Here is a 17230-nt window from a genome sequence, read left to right as displayed (position 1 = left end):
TGAATCAATGCCAAAAGAGATCCAAGGTTACTCTCAAAATCCGCAGCCGTTAGTTCAGGCTGCTTTTGAACGAGTTGCTCAGCAATCGATGCATGATTTGTCCTTCTTGCATCCGACGATGGGCATCTATGCCAGTGCATTTTCGTTATTTGAAAATCAATGGGTAGGGGCGGTTATCACCCCTTGGATGTTGAGTGCGATCATCCTGCCGGGTCCTGATCAATACTGGGAGCATCGTGTTGTTGGGGAGAAACTCGGTTTGATTCTTCCTTACGGCGAAATGACTTACACCGTTGGGGAACTGGAAGGGCTAACTCAATATTTGGCGTGTTCATTAATGTCGCCATTAGACAGAAAGCTAACTGCAACGCAGGGTGAGCATCTGACTGATGACTGCGCGCGGATGTTGCTCTCTTTACCTGTGACGGATCCTAATGTCCCTAAATCGCCGGAACGTCGCGCTGTGTTCGCGCGTTATCTGGGAGACCAATAATGCATGAAGTCTCTTTATGCCAAAGTGCTGTCGAGATCATTGAACAGCAAGCAAGGCAGCATCAGGTGAAAAAGGTGACCGGCGTTTGGTTGGAAATTGGCGCACTCTCTTGCATTGAAGAGAGTGCTCTTCGTTTTTGTTTTGATATCGCGTGCCGCGGTACCGTGGCACATGGTAGTCAATTGCATATCCTGTATCGTCCAGCTCAAGCATGGTGTTGGGATTGTAGTGAAAGTGTTGATGTCCACACTCACGACGCCGCTTGCCCTAAATGTCACGGTTTTAACCTTAAAGTTGAGAACGGCGACAGTCTGCGAATCAAAGAATTAGAAATCGAATAGATTTTTGATCTAAGAACCTTTTGTGTGATTTAGAGCGAAAATTATGAATTGACCTTGCGGTGAATCAACCTATTTTTCTGATGTTGCACTAAGCTAACTTTATCACTCACTTATGGAGTAATCATTATGTGTAGTACTTGTGGCTGTGCTTCGGGAGAGCGCAGAATTGAAGGTGATGAGCATCAACATCACCATGGACATGATCACCATCATCCTCATTCTCATGACCATGATCATCACCACGATCAACATTCTCATGGGCATGACCATGATCATCATGACCACGACCATCATCACCATGACCACAGTCATGCCGCAGAACATAGTGGTAAAACGGTGATTATTCATCATCACTATTACCACCAAGGTGATGTGAACCACTACTATCAATCTGAGCCCGAAACCTGTGGCGTGAAGATTGAAAAACATAAGCATAAACATAAGCATGAGCATCCGCATTCCCATGATCATGCTCATGATCATAACCATGAAGCGGAATCCACTTTTGCCCCCGCAGGTGACCACCATGACCTCGATTATGGTCAAGGTGAAGCGGGAACCCATGCACCGGGTATTAGCCAAAAACGTATGTTACAAATTGAGATGGATGTTCTGGATAAAAACAACCATCTAGCCGAGCACAATCGTGAAGATTTTACGGCAAAAAATATTTTGGCATTGAACCTCGTTTCAAGCCCTGGCTCCGGTAAAACCACCTTGCTGACGGAAACCCTGTTACGTCTACGTGACAAATTGAACTGCGCGGTGATTGAAGGAGATCAGCAGACCACCAATGATGCTCAGCGTATTCGTGAAACGGGCGTGCCAGCGATTCAAGTGAACACAGGTAAAGGCTGCCACTTAGATGCGCAAATGGTGCATGATGCGGTTGACCGTTTAGGTTTGGATGAGAACAGCCTGCTATTTATTGAAAACGTAGGAAACTTAGTCTGTCCAGCAAGTTTTGATTTGGGGGAACGTCATAAAGTTGCGGTGCTGTCTGTCACTGAAGGTGAAGACAAACCCTTGAAATACCCGCATATGTTTGCAGCGTCAGACATTATGATCCTCAATAAAATCGACTTACTGCCGTACCTGCATTTTGATGTAGAAGCCTGCATTGAGAATGCAAAACGGGTGAACCCGAATATCCAAGTGATCAAAGTCTCTGCCACTAGCGGTGAAGGGATGGATGCTTGGTTAGCATGGCTGGAGACTCAGCTATGTGCTTAGGAATACCGGGCAAAATCGTCGCGGTGGGCGAAGATGTCCACCAATTGGCGCAAGTTGATGTCTGTGGTGTGAAACGCGACGTGAATATTGGGCTAATTTGTGAAGGGGATACCGCAGACCTGTTAGGTCAATGGGTCTTGGTACACGTTGGCTTCGCGATGAGTGTGATTAACGAAGAAGAAGCTCAAGCCACCCTTGATGCGCTAACGGCGATGAGCCAGTTAGACCATGAAGTGGGGGACTTTACAGGGCTAAATTCGGGAGCAACAGATGCAGTACGTCGATGAGTTTCGCGACCCTGCCTTGGCAAAAGCCTTATTGGCGCATATCCGCAAGCGTATTGCGGATATCCCAAGAGCCAAGCAGCGCCCATTACAGTTAATGGAAGTGTGTGGTGGCCACACCCACGCCATCTTCAAGTTTGGTATTGACCAGCTTCTTCCTCCAGAGATTGAATTTGTGCACGGACCGGGTTGCCCTGTCTGTGTATTGCCAATGGGACGAATTGATGGCTGCATTGAAATTGCTGAACGTCCTGAAGTGATTTTTTGCACCTATGGCGATGCGATGCGTGTGCCGGGTAAAAATGGCTCTTTGCTGGATGCGAAACGCCGTGGTGCGGATGTGCGGATTGTTTATTCACCATTAGATGCGTTAAATCTTGCTCAGCAAAACCCTGAACGTGAAGTGGTGTTTTTCGGTTTAGGGTTTGAAACTACTATGCCGAGTACCGCGCTGACACTACAACAAGCGCGTTTACGCCAAGTGAAAAACTTTTCGGTATTTTGCCAACATATCACCATTATCCCAACCCTTCGAAGCCTGCTTGAACAGCCTGATGTGCGAATTGATGGCTTCCTTGCACCGGGTCATGTCAGCATGGTGATCGGGGCTCATCCTTATCAGTTTATTACCCAAGAATTCCATAAACCATTGGTAGTCACAGGGTTTGAACCCCTCGATATTTTGCAAGCTCTTGCCATGCTGGTGGATCAAATTGCGGATGGTCGCTGTGAGGTGGAAAACCAATATAAGCGTATTGTGGCGGATGAAGGTAACCTGTTGGCGCTAAAAGCCTTGGATGATGTGTTTGAATTGAAAGCGACTAGTGAGTGGCGTGGATTGGGTGAAATTGCGGGTTCAGGTGTGCAGTTAACCCTTGATTATCAAACATTTGATGCGGAGCTGCGTTTTAATATCCAACCTCATCAAGTATCGGATGACCCTCAAGCACGTTGTGGTGATGTGCTAACGGGGCGCTGTAAACCGAATGAATGCCCATTGTTTGGACAACGTTGTACACCACAAACCGCATTTGGCGCGTTGATGGTTTCTTCTGAAGGAGCCTGCGCTGCGTATTACCAATATCGTCGGGAGGCGTAAAATGAGCTCGGATACTAAAAACGTGGTCACTATGGCTCATGGTAGTGGAGGTCTCGCCATGCAGCAGCTGATTGAGCAGCTGTTTTTACAGGCTTTTGCTAACCAAGCTCTCGATGAACGTGAAGATCAAGCACGGCTTTCTCTAGCAGAAATGACCGCATTAGGTGACCGTTTAGCATTCAGTACCGATAGCTACGTGATTGACCCTATTTTTTTCCCCGGTGGCAATATTGGGAAACTGGCAGTTTGCGGTACAGTGAATGACGTGGCGGTTAGCGGTGCTATTCCCAAATACCTCTCTTGTGGTTTTATCCTTGAAGAGGGTTTACCACTGTCAGATTTGCAAACCATTGTGGAGTCCATGGCGGCAACCGCTAAAGCGGCGGGAGTGCAGATCGTGACAGGGGATACCAAGGTTGTACAGCGTGGCGCGGCGGATAAAGTGTTTATCAATACCGCGGGTATTGGCGTGATCCCAACTGAAATCCATTGGGGCGCTCAGCAAATTCAAGCAGGGGATAAAGTGATTGTCAGTGGAACGCTGGGTGATCATGGTGCGACCATTTTAAACTTGCGTGAACAGCTAGGTTTGGAAGGCCAGCTCAGTAGTGATTGCGCGGTTTTGACCCCGATTATTGAGCCTTTACGTGATATTGATGGTGTACGCGCTCTGCGTGACGCAACTCGTGGCGGTGTAAATGCTATTTTGCATGAGTTTGCGCAGGCCAGTGACTGCGGCATTTCCATCAATGAAGGGGATTTACCCGTATCTTCAGCCGTTCGTGGCGTGTGCGAATTATTAGGTTTAGAACCCCTTAATTTTGCCAACGAAGGCAAATTAGTGATTGTGGTGAAACCTGACGCTGAACAGCAAGTTTTAGCCGCATTACATCAACATCCATTAGGTATTAATGCCAAAACCATTGGTTGTGTGACAGAGAATAAACAGGTGAAGCTGGTGGGTATTTTTGGTGCTTCCCGACTATTAGATTTGCCGCATAGCGAGCCATTACCTCGAATTTGTTAGTTATTTGCACCCGAATAAAACGGTACCGAAATGAAAAAATCACCGATTAGAGGGATATATGATTAAAAAATTAGCGGTTGCCATGTGTTTAATGGGGTTAACCCTGCAAGCACAAGCGGCTGAGCCCACATCATCTACACACACTTTACGACTTGCCATTGGTGCAGAACCCACTGAAGGTTTTGACCCAATGTTGGGTTGGAGCCACGGCAGTTACCTGCTCCTGCATAGTCCACTCTTAAAGCAAAAAGCGGATCTTTCTTGGCACAGTTATATGCTCGAAAGCTACGTACATAATGCGGATGGTAAAGAATGGACACTGACCTTGAAAAAGGATTTGAAATTCTCGGATGGCTCGCCATTAACCGCAAAAGATGTGGTATTTAGCTACAACAATGCGGCGGCAAGCGGCGGTAAAGTGGATATGGGTAACTTCGCTAAGGCAGAGGAAATCGACCCGCTGACCGTGAAAATCACGTTATCTTCCCCGCAAAGTACGTTTATCAATGTGTTGGGATCATTAGGGATCGTCTCTGCGGATAAGTACGATGCAAAAACTTACGCGCATAAGCCGATTGGAGCAGGTCCATACCGTTTGGTGGCTTTCCAACCGGGTCAACAACTGATTGTTGAGCAAAACCCATACTATGCTGGTCCTAAAAATGATTATGGCAAAATGGTGTTTGTGTTCCTTGATGAAGATGCCGCATTTGCTGCCGCCCAAAGCGCTCAGCTTGAAGTTGTACGCATTCCTCCTGCCGTAGCAAGCAGTGCAAATAATGTTCCTAACATGAAGCTGATTGAGCGTTACAGCGTGGAAAACCGCGGGATTTCATTCCCAATTCCACCTGCTGGCGAAAAAGATGCTCAGGGCAACCCAATTGGTAACGACATCACCTCTGATGTGGCGATTCGTAAAGCCATTAACTACGCATTAGATCGCAAGCTGTTGGCGGAATCCGTTCTTGAAGGCTTTGCTGTTCCGGCTTATACCGGCGTAGCTGGGTTACCTTGGAATAACCCTAAAGCGTCATTCAAAGATGGGGATTTAGACAAAGCTAAAACCATTTTGGAAGAGGCCGGCTGGAAGCTGAATAAAGACGGTTTGAGAGAGAAAAATGGCAAAGTAGCGAAATTAACTTTGTGGTATGCCAGCGGTGACACCACTCGCCGTGACTTAGCGCAAGCCATTCGCTCAAGCTTAAAACCGCTCGGTATTGAAATGGATTTGAAATCAGGTAGTTGGGAAACGGTTGAGCTGCATATGCATGCCAACCCTACACTGTTTGGTTGGGGCAGCCTCGACCCAATGGAGTTAGTCCATAACTACAGCAGTAAAGCCGCGGGTGTCGGTTTCTACAATGCGGGTTATTATAAAAACCCAGCAGTGGATGACATTATCGAAGAAGCATTGCGTCAGCCAGACCAAGATGCCGCTATCCCGTTATGGCAACAAGTGGACTGGAATGGCAAAGTGGGTGTTGGTATCCAAGGGGATGCTGCATGGGCTTGGTTGATGAATGTTCAGCATATTTACTTATCAAATCAATGTGTTGATTTAGGCAAAAGTGCACCTGAAATTCACGGCTCTTGGTCTGTGCTAAACAATGTCGATGAATGGAAGTGGACTTGTAAGTAATGCGAGCGACCTTTGGGCTTTTATTGCGATTTATCTGCTTATTAACGGTAACCGCACTGGGAATTTTTATCCTACTAAGTTACTCGCCGATTGATCCGATCAAAGCCTATATAGGTAATGACTTGATGCATGTGCCCCCGGAGCAATACCCGCTGATTGCGGCGCGTTGGGGGCTTGATCAACCGCTCTGGATGCAGTTCTGGCGCTGGTTTTCACAAATGCTTCAAGGGGATTTGGGGTATTCGATGCTGTACAATACCCCTGTTTTACAAGTGATTTCTGACCGTATTGTTCCTTCACTGGCATTGCTCGGCAGTGCGTGGGTATTTTCCGGTGTGGTCGGGTTTGGGCTTGGGTTAGTCGCTGGGCGTTACTTAAACCGCTGGCCTGACAAAATTATATCGGCGCTTTGTTATTTACTCGCCTCAATCCCCGTCTTTTGGATAGGTTTATTGCTGCTTTCCCTGTTTGCGGTTTCTTTAAAGTGGGCGCCAATTTGCTGTGCGTGGCCGATAGGCTTAGATGAACAGACCGCCACATTCTCACAAAAAATTCAGCATTTAATTTTACCAGTGATAGCCCTCGGAATGCTGGGGGTCGGCACCATTGCTTTGCATACCCGCGCAAAAGTGGCTGAAGTGATGAATAGCGAATTTATTCATTATGCACAAGCTCAGGGGGATAAAGGCTGGTCAATGATGGGCTTCCATGTGCTTAAACACGCTATTACGCCTGCGATTTGCTTACAGTTTGCCTCTGTGGGGGAGCTATTTAGTGGGGCATTATTAGCGGAAAAAGTGTTTGCGTACCCGGGGTTAGGGCAAGCCACTATTGATGCTGGGTTGCGCGGAGATGTGCCGCTGTTAATGGGAATAGTGATGCTCTGCGCCGTGCTGATTTTCGTCAGTAATACCATGGCAGATTTGCTATTAAAACGGGTGAATAAGGGAGTGATAAGAGAGTCATGACTTATAATCCGAATCGCGCTCTGATCAAACTACTCCTTTCATTAAGTTGCCTGATTTTATTAGGTGGTTATGCGTTTTGGCTTCTTTCGTCTGATATTGAAATGAACTTACTCGACAGACGACAAGCGCCGTCATGGTTGCATTTATTTGGTACGGACAATTTAGGACGCGATTTATTTGAGCGAACATTTCAAGGGCTTGCTACCAGCTTGCAAATCGGTTTAATTGCGTCGATGAGCAGCGGTATTATCGCCTTGGTGATGGCGGGGTTATCTTCGCTCAATAAAAGTATGGATTATATAGTGCGCGGCATTATTGATGCGCTGCTTGCTCTACCACATTTACTGTTATTGGTACTGATCTGCTTTACGTTGGGTGGCGGAAAGATGGGGGTGATTTGGGCTGTGGCATTAACTCATTGGCCTAAACTGACATTAATCTTGCGTTCAGAACTGCTGCGGGTTCAGCAAACTGATTACATCATGCTATCCCATCGTATAGGTAACAGTGCATTCCAGCGTTTACGCTACCATTATTTACCGATGTTGCTTCCTCAATGGATGGTCGGAACATTATTGATGTTTCCGCACTCAGTGCTACACAGTGCTGCATTAAGTTTCCTCGGATTTGGGCTAGCACCTCATGAGCCATCGCTGGGTATTTTACTTTCTGAAGCGTTACGCTACTTGAGTACCGGTGCTTGGTGGATGGTGGTTTTTCCCGGTGCGGCATTGATGGGGTTAGTTTTGCTATTTGACCAATTTGCGAAATCGGCTCAACAATTGTGGTTAAGGGGAGCAACATGCTGAAATTTGAAAATCTGACCATTGATGTGGCGCAATACCGTTGGTTGGGCAAAAAGCAATGGTCTCCATTACTGCAAGATATTTCACTAGATATTCAACCGGGTGAAATGGTGGCGCTGATTGGCAGCAGTGGTGAAGGTAAAAGCTTATTACTACAAAGCGCATTAGGATTATTGCCAAAGAATATGCGCTGCAAAGGGAATATTGAACTGAATGGTCAAGCCCTAACGGAGAAAACCAAATCCCAGTATCGCGGAAATTCGTTGTGCTATGTGCCTCAAGGGGTGAGTGCGCTGAATCCATTAATTCAGATTGGCCCTCAGCTAGAACGTGCCGCAGTACTCAGCGGGCAGCATATAAAAATGCACGATGTGGCACGACATCTACAAGAATACAGTTTGCAATCGAGCCTGGTGAATCACTACCCAAGTCAGCTCTCAGGGGGAATGGCTAAAAGGGTGCTGGCGAGCAGCGCCACACTTTCTCGCGCGGAATATATTCTCGCCGATGAGATCTCTTCATGGCTGGATGATGAACATGCGGTGCAACTGCTTGATAATATCAAATCCTTATGTCGTGATGGTCGAGGTGTGTTGTGGGTAACCCATGACTTGTCTATGGCGGTACGCTTTGCGGATCGCGTCGCATTATTACGCAATGGCGCATTAGAAGAAGTTCTGAGCAGCCAAAAACTCAAACAAGGTGGTGGCGGGCAATGGATCCAATCTCTATGGAATGCCCTGCCTGAGCATCAGTTTATGATGCTGGATGAGTGGAGGTAGCCAGATGCTAGAGATTCAAAATCTGCGTATTGAACAGGCCGGTAGGATATTGTGGGATAACCTGAATTTGTCATTGGCAGACAATGAACGACTGGGTATTTCTGCTCCCAGTGGATTTGGAAAAACGACGCTAGGACGTGTATTGGGTCAGTGGCAAAAGCCCACTGGTGGGCAAGTTTTATTTAATGGTGAGCCTGTTCCTCATCGTGGTTATTGCCCTATTCAGCTAGTCCCGCAGCACCCAGAAAAAAGCTTTAATCCTTATCGTACCGTGGGTTCCAGTGTTTGTGATGCGTGGGCTCCGGATGCCCAATGGTTAGATTATCTTTCTATTAAACCGCAATGGTTAGACAGACGTCCAAGTGAGCTATCCGGTGGTGAACTTGCGCGCATTGCATTATTAAGAGCTTTAGACCCTCGCACGAAAGTGCTGATTGCTGATGAGATCACCGCCCAGCTAGACGCCCATCTGCAAAAAGAGGTTTGGCAGCATTTGATTCGTATTTCACAGCAACGCCCCCTCGCGATGATTGTTTTTAGCCACAATAAAGCGTTGTTGGAAAAAGTGTGTACCAAAGTGTGGACGGCGGCATGCATTTAGTCATAACGGTATTCCATCGACCAAAAACTCAATAAATCCCCGTGTTTTGGCAGGCAGAGTTTGGGTATTCGGGTAGAGCAATAGGATATTTTGTTTCGGTCTGCCGAACTCAGGTAATAAGCGTACTAATCGATGAGCCTTTAAATCCTCTTCAACTAACCATGCTGGGCAAATAGCCGCAGCGAGTGATACTAATGTCATCTAGCGGATAACGTCTGCGAAATTAGACTCATAGTGGATGTTTAATAGCGGTAACTCAAACTTTTCTCCATGACGGCTCTGTAAAAGGTATTGGCTATCCTGCAAGTTCAACAAAATATGAGCCTCTATTTGAGTCCGGAGACAACTTGTTTTGGGTGCAATATCAAGAATCTCAAACAGTTGAAGGAGTAGATTCTTTACGGACATCAACAGTAGGTATCAAAATAGAAGCTGGAAAATGCGATTGGCAATATCTTCATGAAATCCCAGTAAAATAATGACTTAGTGAAACATGAAAATGGTCATTAGACTATTTCTGTTTATTCTTAGATCGTTATTGATTTATATGTGCTGGGATTGATGGTGATGGTAAAACGAAGCTAGATAGCGAGCGAACATGCGTTGATAAAAAAACACCTGCCGAAGCAGGTGTTTGATTTTGTAGACATGAAGACGTTGTGGTTTATTCGTCTAAGAAGCTGCGCAGAACTTCTGAGCGGCTAGGGTGACGTAATTTACGCAGCGCTTTAGCTTCAATCTGACGGATACGCTCACGGGTAACATCAAACTGTTTGCCCACTTCCTCTAAGGTGTGGTCAGTGTTCATGTCGATACCGAAACGCATACGCAGTACTTTCGCTTCACGCGCGGTTAAACCAGCCAGAACCTCATGAGTTGCTGAACGTAAGCTTTCTGACGTTGCAGAATCTAACGGTAACTCTAATGTGGTATCTTCAATGAAATCGCCTAAATGTGAATCTTCATCATCACCGATTGGCGTTTCCATGGAGATTGGCTCTTTCGCAATCTTCAGTACTTTACGGATTTTATCTTCCGGCATAAGCATGCGTTCTGCCAGTTCTTCTGGCGATGGTTCACGGCCCATCTCTTGCAGCATTTGACGAGAGATACGGTTCAGTTTGTTGATGGTCTCAATCATGTGAACCGGAATACGGATTGTACGTGCTTGGTCAGCGATAGAACGGGTAATAGCCTGACGGATCCACCATGTTGCATAAGTTGAGAACTTATAACCACGGCGGTATTCAAACTTATCAACCGCTTTCATCAGACCGATGTTACCTTCTTGAATCAAATCAAGGAATTGCAGACCACGGTTGGTGTATTTCTTCGCGATAGAAATAACCAGACGTAAGTTTGCTTCAACCATCTCTTTCTTCGCACGACGAGCCTTAGCTTCACCGATAGACATACGACGGTTGATGTCTTTAACCTGTTCGATTGTCAGGCCAGTTTCTTCTTCGATTTGACGCAGTCTTTGCAGGCAACGCAGAACTTCTTCTTCCACTTCCAGCAGTTTTTCAGACCACGGCTTGTTCATTGCTTTGGCTGCGGTTAACCAAGTTTCGCTGGTTTCATTGCCACTGAATAATGTAATGAAGTTCTTTTTAGGCATTTTGCACTGTTCAACACACAGTTTCATGATGGTACGCTCTTGCATACGAACGCGGTCCATCATTTCACGCATGTTGTTGACCAGATAGTCAAACTGCTTAGGTACTAAGCGGAACTCTTTGAAAACTTCGGATAATTGCTCGATAGCTGCTGCAGTTTTCGCATCGCTACGACCATATTGTTTAATATGAGTACGAGTTTTTTCATACTGCTCACGAAGATCAGAGAATTTTTGACGTGCTAATTCAGGATCGATGCTGTTATCGTCATCGCTATCGCTGTCATCGCCGTCTTCATCTTCTTCGTCTTCGTCGTCTTTATCTAACTCTTCTTGTGGAAGTTCAGAACCTACGTGGGTTGCAGTAGGGGCTAAATCTTCTTCCGCATTAGGGTCAACGAACCCTGTGATAAGGTCAGATAAGCGGCTTTCGCCAGCTTCGACGCGGTCATATTGTTCAAGTAAGTAGGTGATAGCCTCAGGGTATTCAGCAACAGAGCACTGAACCTGATTGATACCATCTTCGATACGTTTTGCAATGTCGATCTCACCTTCACGGGTAAGAAGTTCGACAGTCCCCATTTCACGCATATACATGCGCACTGGGTCAGTGGTACGGCCGATTTCACTTTCAACACTGGATAATACTTGAGCTGCAGCTTCAGCCGCATCTTCATCCGTGTCGGAAGTATTTTCAGCCAAAATTAAATCATCAGCATCAGGTGCTTCTTCCATGACCTGGATGCCCATGTCATTAATCATCTGGATGATATCTTCAATCTGATCTGAATCGACGATATCTTCCGGCAGATGGTCGTTTACCTCAGCATAGGTTAAATAACCTTGCTCTTTACCCTTGGTGACGAGTAGCTTAAGCTGTGACTGCGGGTTTTGCTCCATAAGACGGTATCCACACTTCTGAGTATTTAAATTGGTGTCGGTCGGCGAAACAAACGGCCAACAAGAACATTTAAAGGGACATTTGACTACGCGCTACGCCCTTTATATTTCGTAGCATTTACAGGCATTTGCCTTGTTATTTGCGGCACTTAAGCCGTTTTGTATACTATTTTTTGGATGCTTTAAGTTTTCACTCGTGAAAGAGTGATTAGACGGACTTCTTCGCGCTCTTCAGGTGTCAGCCTTTGTGTTCGTTCTTTCGCTATCAAATAGTCGAAACGCTCATCGAGGGCGCTATTAAATAGATGATTTAGAGCATCTATAAAGGTATTTTCCGCTATTTCCTCTATTTCTATATCGTTCCATGTTGCGAGTTTTTCAAGTTGTTTCGCGAAATTATTATCGCGATAACGTTCTAGCAACTGCCCAGTAGTCATTCCCGGGGTGGAACGGCAAACTTCAACCAATTCCTGAAATAGAGAAAGCCCCGGCATTTGGATATGGGCAATTCCCTCTAGCGAGGGAACAAGCTCCGAAAAGTTCGGATTTTGCACCAACAACGCGATAAGTATGCGCATTGTTGTTGGTTTCAGTTTGGGCGCCTGATAGTTAACTGGTTCAGTACTCTCTCTATCAATCATAGCAAGAACTTGGGAAATATCCGGTATCCCAATGAAATTTCCTAGCTCTTGTGCCATATAAAGACGCAGAGTTTCACCCGGTATCTGTTTTATCAATGGGATAGCAAGTTTACTAATTTTTGCTCGACCCTCTTGGGTTTTTAAGTCCACCTGGGGAACGAGAGAGTCAAATAAAAACGCGGAAAGACTTTGCGCATTTTCCATGCGTTGCTCAAAGGCGTCTTTTCCTTCTTTGCGTACCAATGAATCAGGGTCTTCGCCATCAGGCAAAAACATAAAACGGAGTTGGCGACCATCGGTAAGATAGGGAAGGGCGTTTTCAAGTGCACGCCAAGCGGCTTCTCTTCCTGCTCTATCTCCGTCATAACAGCAAATTACCGTGTCTGTTGAGCGATAGAGCAATTGAATATGCTCTGAGGTTGTAGAGGTGCCAAGTGATGCAACCGCATAGCGGATGTCATACTGTGCGAGTGCTACAACGTCCATATAGCCTTCAACAACAAGTAATTTTGCAAGCTCACTACTATTTTGTGTGGCTTCATAAAGGCCGAAAAGTTGGCGACCTTTATGGAATATATCGGTTTCTGGGGAGTTTAAATATTTCGGCAACGCATCGCCTAACACCCGTCCACCAAATGCAATTACACGACCGCGACGATCCCGAATCGGGAACATGATTCGCTCTCTAAAGCGGTCATAAATGCGACCATTATCATTAGTGACCAGCATGCCCGCTTCATCAAGTTGCTGACGGCTTTCTGGATTCACAGCAAATTTCTTGAGAAGGTTGTCCCAGCCAGCGGGCGCAAAACCAATCGAAAAATGCGAGATAATGTCTGCACTTAAACCACGTTGGCTTAAATAATCTTTGGCTTTATTGGCCGATGGATGATTTAAGGCAGCGCAGTAAAACTGATTTATTTTTTCCATCAATTGGTACAAATTTTGACGTTGATGGAGTTCAATTTGGCTGGTTCCAGTTCCTTTTTCGTAAGGCACATCCAGACCATGTAATGCGGATAATTCTTCTATCGCTTCGACAAAATCTAATTTGTCGTAATTCATCAGAAAATCAATGGCGTTGCCATGGGCACCACAACCAAAACAATAGTAAAACTGTCTCTCACCATTAACAGTAAATGATGGTGTTTTTTCGTTATGAAAAGGACAGCAAGCGTGATGGTTCTTACCCTGTTTTTTTAACGGGACTTTTGCATCGACTAAATCAATGATATCGGTACGAGCGAGTAAGTCATTGATAAATGAACGCGGAATTCGTCCAGCCATAAGCCTCTTTTTCGCCTGTTGATGAACGATAATAAGCCGCGCTTCCGTTAGGAAAGCACGGCCTTTAACTGCTAACTACTTACTTGTCTGTGTTGGTTGCGATTGAAATCGCAATCAATTAGTACAGACGAGTACGGCGTGCGTTTTCGCGAGCCAGTTTTTTAGCGTGACGCTTTACAGCTGATGCTTTAGCGCGTTTACGTTCAGTCGTTGGTTTTTCATAGAATTCACGACGACGAACTTCTGCTAAAACTCCTGCTTTTTCACAAGAACGTTTGAAACGACGCAGTGCTACGTCGAATGGCTCGTTTTCACGTACTTTAATTACCGGCATGTGCCTCTCACCTCAATAGAAATCGGTTTGTTGCTGGTTTTTGTTCACCAGCCGTCATTTAAAATGGTGCGGAATTTTACTTCAATGAGTACGGGTTTGTAAAGTGCCGTATAAAATTGAATCACGCAAGATCACCTGTTTCACCTCAGCTTTATTCAATAAAGTGAGAAAAACCAGATAATAATGAGAATTAGCCACACGAAATTTTTATTACAGGGGGCTGATTATAGACTATACAACTAGGAAAGTCAGCCTTTTGCTGGGATTAATTGCGGTTTTTCATGACATTTATTTGCGCAATGACGCAAATTTAGGCGCGATGACGCAAATTTAGTGGTAGACTTGCCCTCATGCAACAAACAAGGGTAGTGCAATGCGTGTTTTAGGTATCGAAACATCTTGCGATGAAACTGGAATCGCAATCTATGATGATAAACTGGGTTTACTTGCGAACCAGTTATACAGCCAAATTAAAGTTCATGCTGATTACGGCGGCGTCGTACCCGAATTAGCCTCTCGTGATCATATCCGCAAAACGGTACCGCTAATTCAAGCGGCGCTCAAAGAAGCCAATTTAACCCGTGAAGATATTGATGCCGTTGCGTACACCGCAGGCCCCGGTTTAGTGGGTGCATTGATGGTGGGAGCGACAGTGGGGCGTGCACTGGCATTTGCGTGGGATGTACCTGCAGTTGCCGTACATCATATGGAAGGGCATTTACTCGCCCCTATGCTGGAAGAAAAAAGCCCTGAGTTCCCGTTTGTGGCGCTGTTAGTGTCTGGTGGTCATACCCAATTGATTAGCGTGACGGGCATCGGTGAATACGAACTTCTTGGCGAGTCTATCGATGATGCAGCAGGCGAAGCATTCGATAAAACGGCTAAATTACTTGGTTTAGATTATCCGGGTGGACCCGTGTTGTCTCGTATGGCGCAGCAAGGTGTTGCTGGGCGTTTTGTTTTCCCTCGCCCGATGACTGACCGCCCAGGGTTAGATTTTAGTTTTTCAGGCTTGAAAACTTTTGCGGCAAATACTATTCGTGATAATCCAGATGATCCTCAAACCCGGGCAGATATCGCTCGTGCTTTTGAAGATGCGGTTGTGGATACACTCGCTATTAAATGTAAACGTGCGCTTGAGCAAACTGGCTTTAAACGTTTAGTGATGGCCGGTGGCGTGAGCGCCAACCGTACTTTACGCGCCAAAATGGAAGAAGTTTTGAAGCAGCGTGGCGGCGAAGCATTTTACGCACGTCCTGAGTTTTGCACCGACAATGGCGCAATGATCGCTCTAGCTGGCTTAATTCGCTTAAAAGGCGGAGCAAATGCAGATTTAGGCGTGAATGTTCGTCCTCGCTGGCCACTTGCTGAGTTGCCACCGTTAGATGAAGGTACTGTTAAATAATTAATTTATTATGGTTTGAACATAATAATAGCGGGGGACTAGCGTATTACGTTAGCCCCCATTTTTTAGTGCAAGATAGTCACTGCATCTTCTAAGCGAATGGAACGATCTTTGACGTGATTTGCAGTCTCGGTGCTCTGCTCAACGAGTAAGCTACTTTGTTGAGTGATGGATTCTAGTTCACTGACGGCTTGTGAGATATCGGAAATCCCAGAAGCTTGCTCCGTTGTGGCATGACTAATATGGGTAATTAGCTGCGTTACGTTCTGCACTTGATCCACAATCTCTTTCATTGTGTTCCCCGCCGCGTAGACTTGGTCTTTACCGGAACTCACTTTCTTTTCACAGTTATTGATAAGCGCGCGAATATCGTTCACTGCGCTGGCACTGCGGCTAGCTAAGCTACGAACTTCATTGGCGACGACGGCAAAACCTTTACCTTGTTCACCGGCTCTAGCGGCTTCCACGGCGGCATTTAGCGCCAAGATATTGGTTTGGAATGCGATATCTTTAATCACATCGGTGATCGAATTGATTTTACTGGTGCTGTGTACTATTTCGTCCATAGTGATGACCACCGCATCCATCATCGCTCCACCATTCACCGCTGTTTCACTCGTTTCATTGGAGAGCACATCGGCTTTGTGGGTGTTGTCCGCATTCATTTTAACGGAGACTGCCATTTGGTTCATGGTAGCGGCGGTTTGCTGCATATAGCCTACTGTACGCTGAGTATGGCTATCTAATTCACCACAATCACTCACTAACGATTGGCTGTCTTTACGAACGTTATCTACTTGATCAGAGACATCGTTAATCAGCCAACGGCACACTAAGCCTAGCTGACCAATGGAGCGCAGGATCTGCCCAATTTCATCAACACGACTCATGTGGTCAATGCTATTACGGTTACCTCGCGCAACGTTTAATGCTTGAAACATAATATTTTCAAGTGGCTTCGCAAAATTACGCTCTAATGCCACATTGCCGAGCAGTAGGGTTATCAAGGTGAATAAGCTGGTCAGTAGCAATGTATTACCGGATAGGCCCGATAAACCCGCCATCGCCATCCACAAGACAAATAAACTGCTGGAAATTAAACGGCAACGCCAGCGAACAGACAGTGTTGAAAGTGAGAATCGACGGCGTTTTGGTAGCACTATTCCCTTATAAAGTCGGCGATTGCTACGATTTTCGGCTAGGGCTTTATACAGCGGCTCAACTGCGGCGATTTCCTCTCGGGTAGCTCGTAGGCGAATGGACATATAACCAGTGATGACACCTTTTCTCTGCATGGGGATGACATTGGCACGAACCCAATAATGATCGCCATTTTTACGGCGATTTTTGATGATCCCAGTCCACGGTTCTCCCATTTTTAAGGTGTGCCACATATCTGCAAAGGCTGCTTTTGGCATATCAGGATGACGAATAGTACTGTGGGGCTGACCCATTAACTCATCGAGATCATACCCACTGACCTGCACAAAAAAATCATTAGCATGAATAATATTCCCTTGAAGGTCGCTTGTGGTCATCAAGGTGATATCTTCATCTAAGATATACTCATTTTGGGTTATATATGGATTTCCGCTCATTTTTTATTCACTTTTATAGTTAAGTTTTCTTTTATATAGTCGACAATTTTTAATTATTCATTAGTAATAAATTTGCAATGTTTTAACTATTTTTTAAAAGTGTGCGCTGCATTGTGAATAAGTGTAAATACGTAATAAAATTAGTGGTGTAAATGTGAGTCAATGCAGTAAAAAATA

General features: G+C 45.6%; 17 protein-coding genes. 12 read left to right on the top strand and 5 right to left on the bottom strand.

The genetic code is table 11. The features are described from left to right. Positions 1-7: 7 nt before the first annotated feature. The 11 genes from hybE to LDO51_RS02710 all read left to right on the top strand — a co-directional run bounded on the left by hybE (position 8) and on the right by LDO51_RS02710 (position 9273). The gene (hybE, locus tag LDO51_RS02760; protein ID WP_225577203.1) at positions 8-493 is read left to right on the top strand and encodes a hydrogenase-2 assembly chaperone; all 486 of its coding nucleotides are present in this window, start codon (positions 8-10) and stop codon (positions 491-493) included. Then, entirely contained in the window at positions 493-834 is a 342-nt protein-coding gene (gene hypA, locus LDO51_RS02755; protein WP_006659165.1) for a hydrogenase maturation nickel metallochaperone HypA, read from the top strand. Before hybE ends, hypA begins: the two co-directional genes overlap by 1 nt. 126 nt (positions 835-960) lie before the next feature. Continuing rightward, on the top strand, positions 961-2067 hold the full coding sequence (hypB, locus tag LDO51_RS02750; protein WP_225576257.1) for a hydrogenase nickel incorporation protein HypB: 1107 nt from the start codon (positions 961-963) through the stop codon (positions 2065-2067). Beyond that, entirely contained in the window at positions 2058-2354 is a 297-nt protein-coding gene (gene hybG, locus LDO51_RS02745; protein WP_036956233.1) for a hydrogenase maturation factor HybG, read from the top strand. Before hypB ends, hybG begins: the two co-directional genes overlap by 10 nt. Further along, entirely contained in the window at positions 2338-3450 is a 1113-nt protein-coding gene (gene hypD, locus LDO51_RS02740; protein WP_225576256.1) for a hydrogenase formation protein HypD, read from the top strand. Before hybG ends, hypD begins: the two co-directional genes overlap by 17 nt. A 1-nt stretch (position 3451) precedes the next feature. After that, positions 3452-4477 carry a hydrogenase expression/formation protein HypE gene (gene hypE, locus LDO51_RS02735; protein ID WP_225576255.1) on the top strand — a complete coding sequence of 342 codons (1026 nt, stop codon included), beginning with the start codon at positions 3452-3454 and terminating at the stop codon, positions 4475-4477. A gap of 58 nt (positions 4478-4535) precedes the next feature. Further along, a complete protein-coding gene (locus LDO51_RS02730) occupies positions 4536-6116 on the top strand; it encodes an ABC transporter substrate-binding protein (protein WP_225576254.1) in 1581 nt (526 codons plus the stop codon). Beyond that, the gene (locus tag LDO51_RS02725; protein WP_225576253.1) at positions 6116-7084 is read left to right on the top strand and encodes an ABC transporter permease; all 969 of its coding nucleotides are present in this window, start codon (positions 6116-6118) and stop codon (positions 7082-7084) included. The genes LDO51_RS02730 and LDO51_RS02725 overlap by 1 nt, the downstream gene beginning before the upstream one ends. Next, a complete protein-coding gene (locus LDO51_RS02720) occupies positions 7081-7893 on the top strand; it encodes an ABC transporter permease (RefSeq protein WP_225576252.1) in 813 nt (270 codons plus the stop codon). The genes LDO51_RS02725 and LDO51_RS02720 overlap by 4 nt, the downstream gene beginning before the upstream one ends. Further along, on the top strand, positions 7887-8672 hold the full coding sequence (locus LDO51_RS02715) for an ATP-binding cassette domain-containing protein (protein ID WP_225576251.1): 786 nt from the start codon (positions 7887-7889) through the stop codon (positions 8670-8672). Before LDO51_RS02720 ends, LDO51_RS02715 begins: the two co-directional genes overlap by 7 nt. Positions 8673-8676: 4 nt before the next feature. Beyond that, positions 8677-9273 (top strand): ATP-binding cassette domain-containing protein, encoded by a 597-nt coding sequence (locus tag LDO51_RS02710; protein ID WP_225576250.1) that lies wholly within the window; start codon positions 8677-8679, stop codon positions 9271-9273. Here LDO51_RS02710 and LDO51_RS02705 read toward each other — a convergent pair whose 3' ends face one another. The 4 genes from LDO51_RS02705 to rpsU all read right to left on the bottom strand — a co-directional run bounded on the left by LDO51_RS02705 (position 9274) and on the right by rpsU (position 14050). Continuing rightward, the gene (locus tag LDO51_RS02705; RefSeq protein ID WP_225576249.1) at positions 9274-9474 is read right to left on the bottom strand and encodes a LysR substrate-binding domain-containing protein; all 201 of its coding nucleotides are present in this window, start codon (positions 9472-9474) and stop codon (positions 9274-9276) included. A gap of 463 nt (positions 9475-9937) precedes the next feature. Then, positions 9938-11788 carry an RNA polymerase sigma factor RpoD gene (gene rpoD, locus LDO51_RS02700; RefSeq protein ID WP_036956252.1) on the bottom strand — a complete coding sequence of 617 codons (1851 nt, stop codon included), beginning with the start codon at positions 11786-11788 and terminating at the stop codon, positions 9938-9940. A 182-nt stretch (positions 11789-11970) separates the two neighbouring features. Next, a complete protein-coding gene (gene dnaG / locus LDO51_RS02695; RefSeq protein WP_225576248.1) occupies positions 11971-13716 on the bottom strand; it encodes a DNA primase in 1746 nt (581 codons plus the stop codon). 118 nt (positions 13717-13834) lie between these two features. Beyond that, on the bottom strand, positions 13835-14050 hold the full coding sequence (rpsU, locus tag LDO51_RS02690) for a 30S ribosomal protein S21 (protein ID WP_001144069.1): 216 nt from the start codon (positions 14048-14050) through the stop codon (positions 13835-13837). A 373-nt stretch (positions 14051-14423) separates the two neighbouring features. Between rpsU and tsaD the strand changes: the two genes are divergently transcribed. Next, complete coding sequence (gene tsaD, locus LDO51_RS02685) at positions 14424-15455, top strand: tRNA (adenosine(37)-N6)-threonylcarbamoyltransferase complex transferase subunit TsaD (RefSeq protein WP_225576247.1); 1032 nt, start codon at positions 14424-14426, stop codon at positions 15453-15455. A gap of 65 nt (positions 15456-15520) precedes the next feature. Here the strand turns inward: tsaD and LDO51_RS02680 are convergent, their stop codons facing one another. Next, positions 15521-17053: a methyl-accepting chemotaxis protein gene (locus LDO51_RS02680; protein ID WP_225576246.1), complete on the bottom strand. Its 1533-nt coding sequence runs from the start codon at positions 17051-17053 to the stop codon at positions 15521-15523. Positions 17054-17230 lie beyond the last annotated feature (177 nt).

The organism is Providencia alcalifaciens (assembly GCF_020271745.1).
In the GTDB taxonomy this organism is placed as follows: domain Bacteria; phylum Pseudomonadota; class Gammaproteobacteria; order Enterobacterales; family Enterobacteriaceae; genus Providencia; species Providencia alcalifaciens_B.
This window is presented reverse-complemented; position numbering and strand designations above follow the sequence as displayed.

Coding starts and splice junctions, on each gene's coding strand:
- dnaG (WP_225576248.1), bottom strand. CDS start 13,716: ATGGCTGGACGAATTCCGCGTTCATTTATCAATGACTTACTCGCTCGT.
- hybE (WP_225577203.1), top strand. CDS start 8: ATGCCAAAAGAGATCCAAGGTTACTCTCAAAATCCGCAGCCGTTAGTT.
- LDO51_RS02710 (WP_225576250.1), top strand. CDS start 8,677: ATGCTAGAGATTCAAAATCTGCGTATTGAACAGGCCGGTAGGATATTG.
- rpoD (WP_036956252.1), bottom strand. CDS start 11,788: ATGGAGCAAAACCCGCAGTCACAGCTTAAGCTACTCGTCACCAAGGGT.
- LDO51_RS02705 (WP_225576249.1), bottom strand. CDS start 9,474: ATGACATTAGTATCACTCGCTGCGGCTATTTGCCCAGCATGGTTAGTT.
- tsaD (WP_225576247.1), top strand. CDS start 14,424: ATGCGTGTTTTAGGTATCGAAACATCTTGCGATGAAACTGGAATCGCA.
- rpsU (WP_001144069.1), bottom strand. CDS start 14,050: ATGCCGGTAATTAAAGTACGTGAAAACGAGCCATTCGACGTAGCACTG.
- LDO51_RS02730 (WP_225576254.1), top strand. CDS start 4,536: ATGATTAAAAAATTAGCGGTTGCCATGTGTTTAATGGGGTTAACCCTG.
- LDO51_RS02720 (WP_225576252.1), top strand. CDS start 7,081: ATGACTTATAATCCGAATCGCGCTCTGATCAAACTACTCCTTTCATTA.
- hybG (WP_036956233.1), top strand. CDS start 2,058: ATGTGCTTAGGAATACCGGGCAAAATCGTCGCGGTGGGCGAAGATGTC.
- hypD (WP_225576256.1), top strand. CDS start 2,338: ATGCAGTACGTCGATGAGTTTCGCGACCCTGCCTTGGCAAAAGCCTTA.
- hypA (WP_006659165.1), top strand. CDS start 493: ATGCATGAAGTCTCTTTATGCCAAAGTGCTGTCGAGATCATTGAACAG.
- LDO51_RS02725 (WP_225576253.1), top strand. CDS start 6,116: ATGCGAGCGACCTTTGGGCTTTTATTGCGATTTATCTGCTTATTAACG.
- LDO51_RS02715 (WP_225576251.1), top strand. CDS start 7,887: ATGCTGAAATTTGAAAATCTGACCATTGATGTGGCGCAATACCGTTGG.
- hypB (WP_225576257.1), top strand. CDS start 961: ATGTGTAGTACTTGTGGCTGTGCTTCGGGAGAGCGCAGAATTGAAGGT.
- hypE (WP_225576255.1), top strand. CDS start 3,452: ATGAGCTCGGATACTAAAAACGTGGTCACTATGGCTCATGGTAGTGGA.
- LDO51_RS02680 (WP_225576246.1), bottom strand. CDS start 17,053: ATGAGCGGAAATCCATATATAACCCAAAATGAGTATATCTTAGATGAA.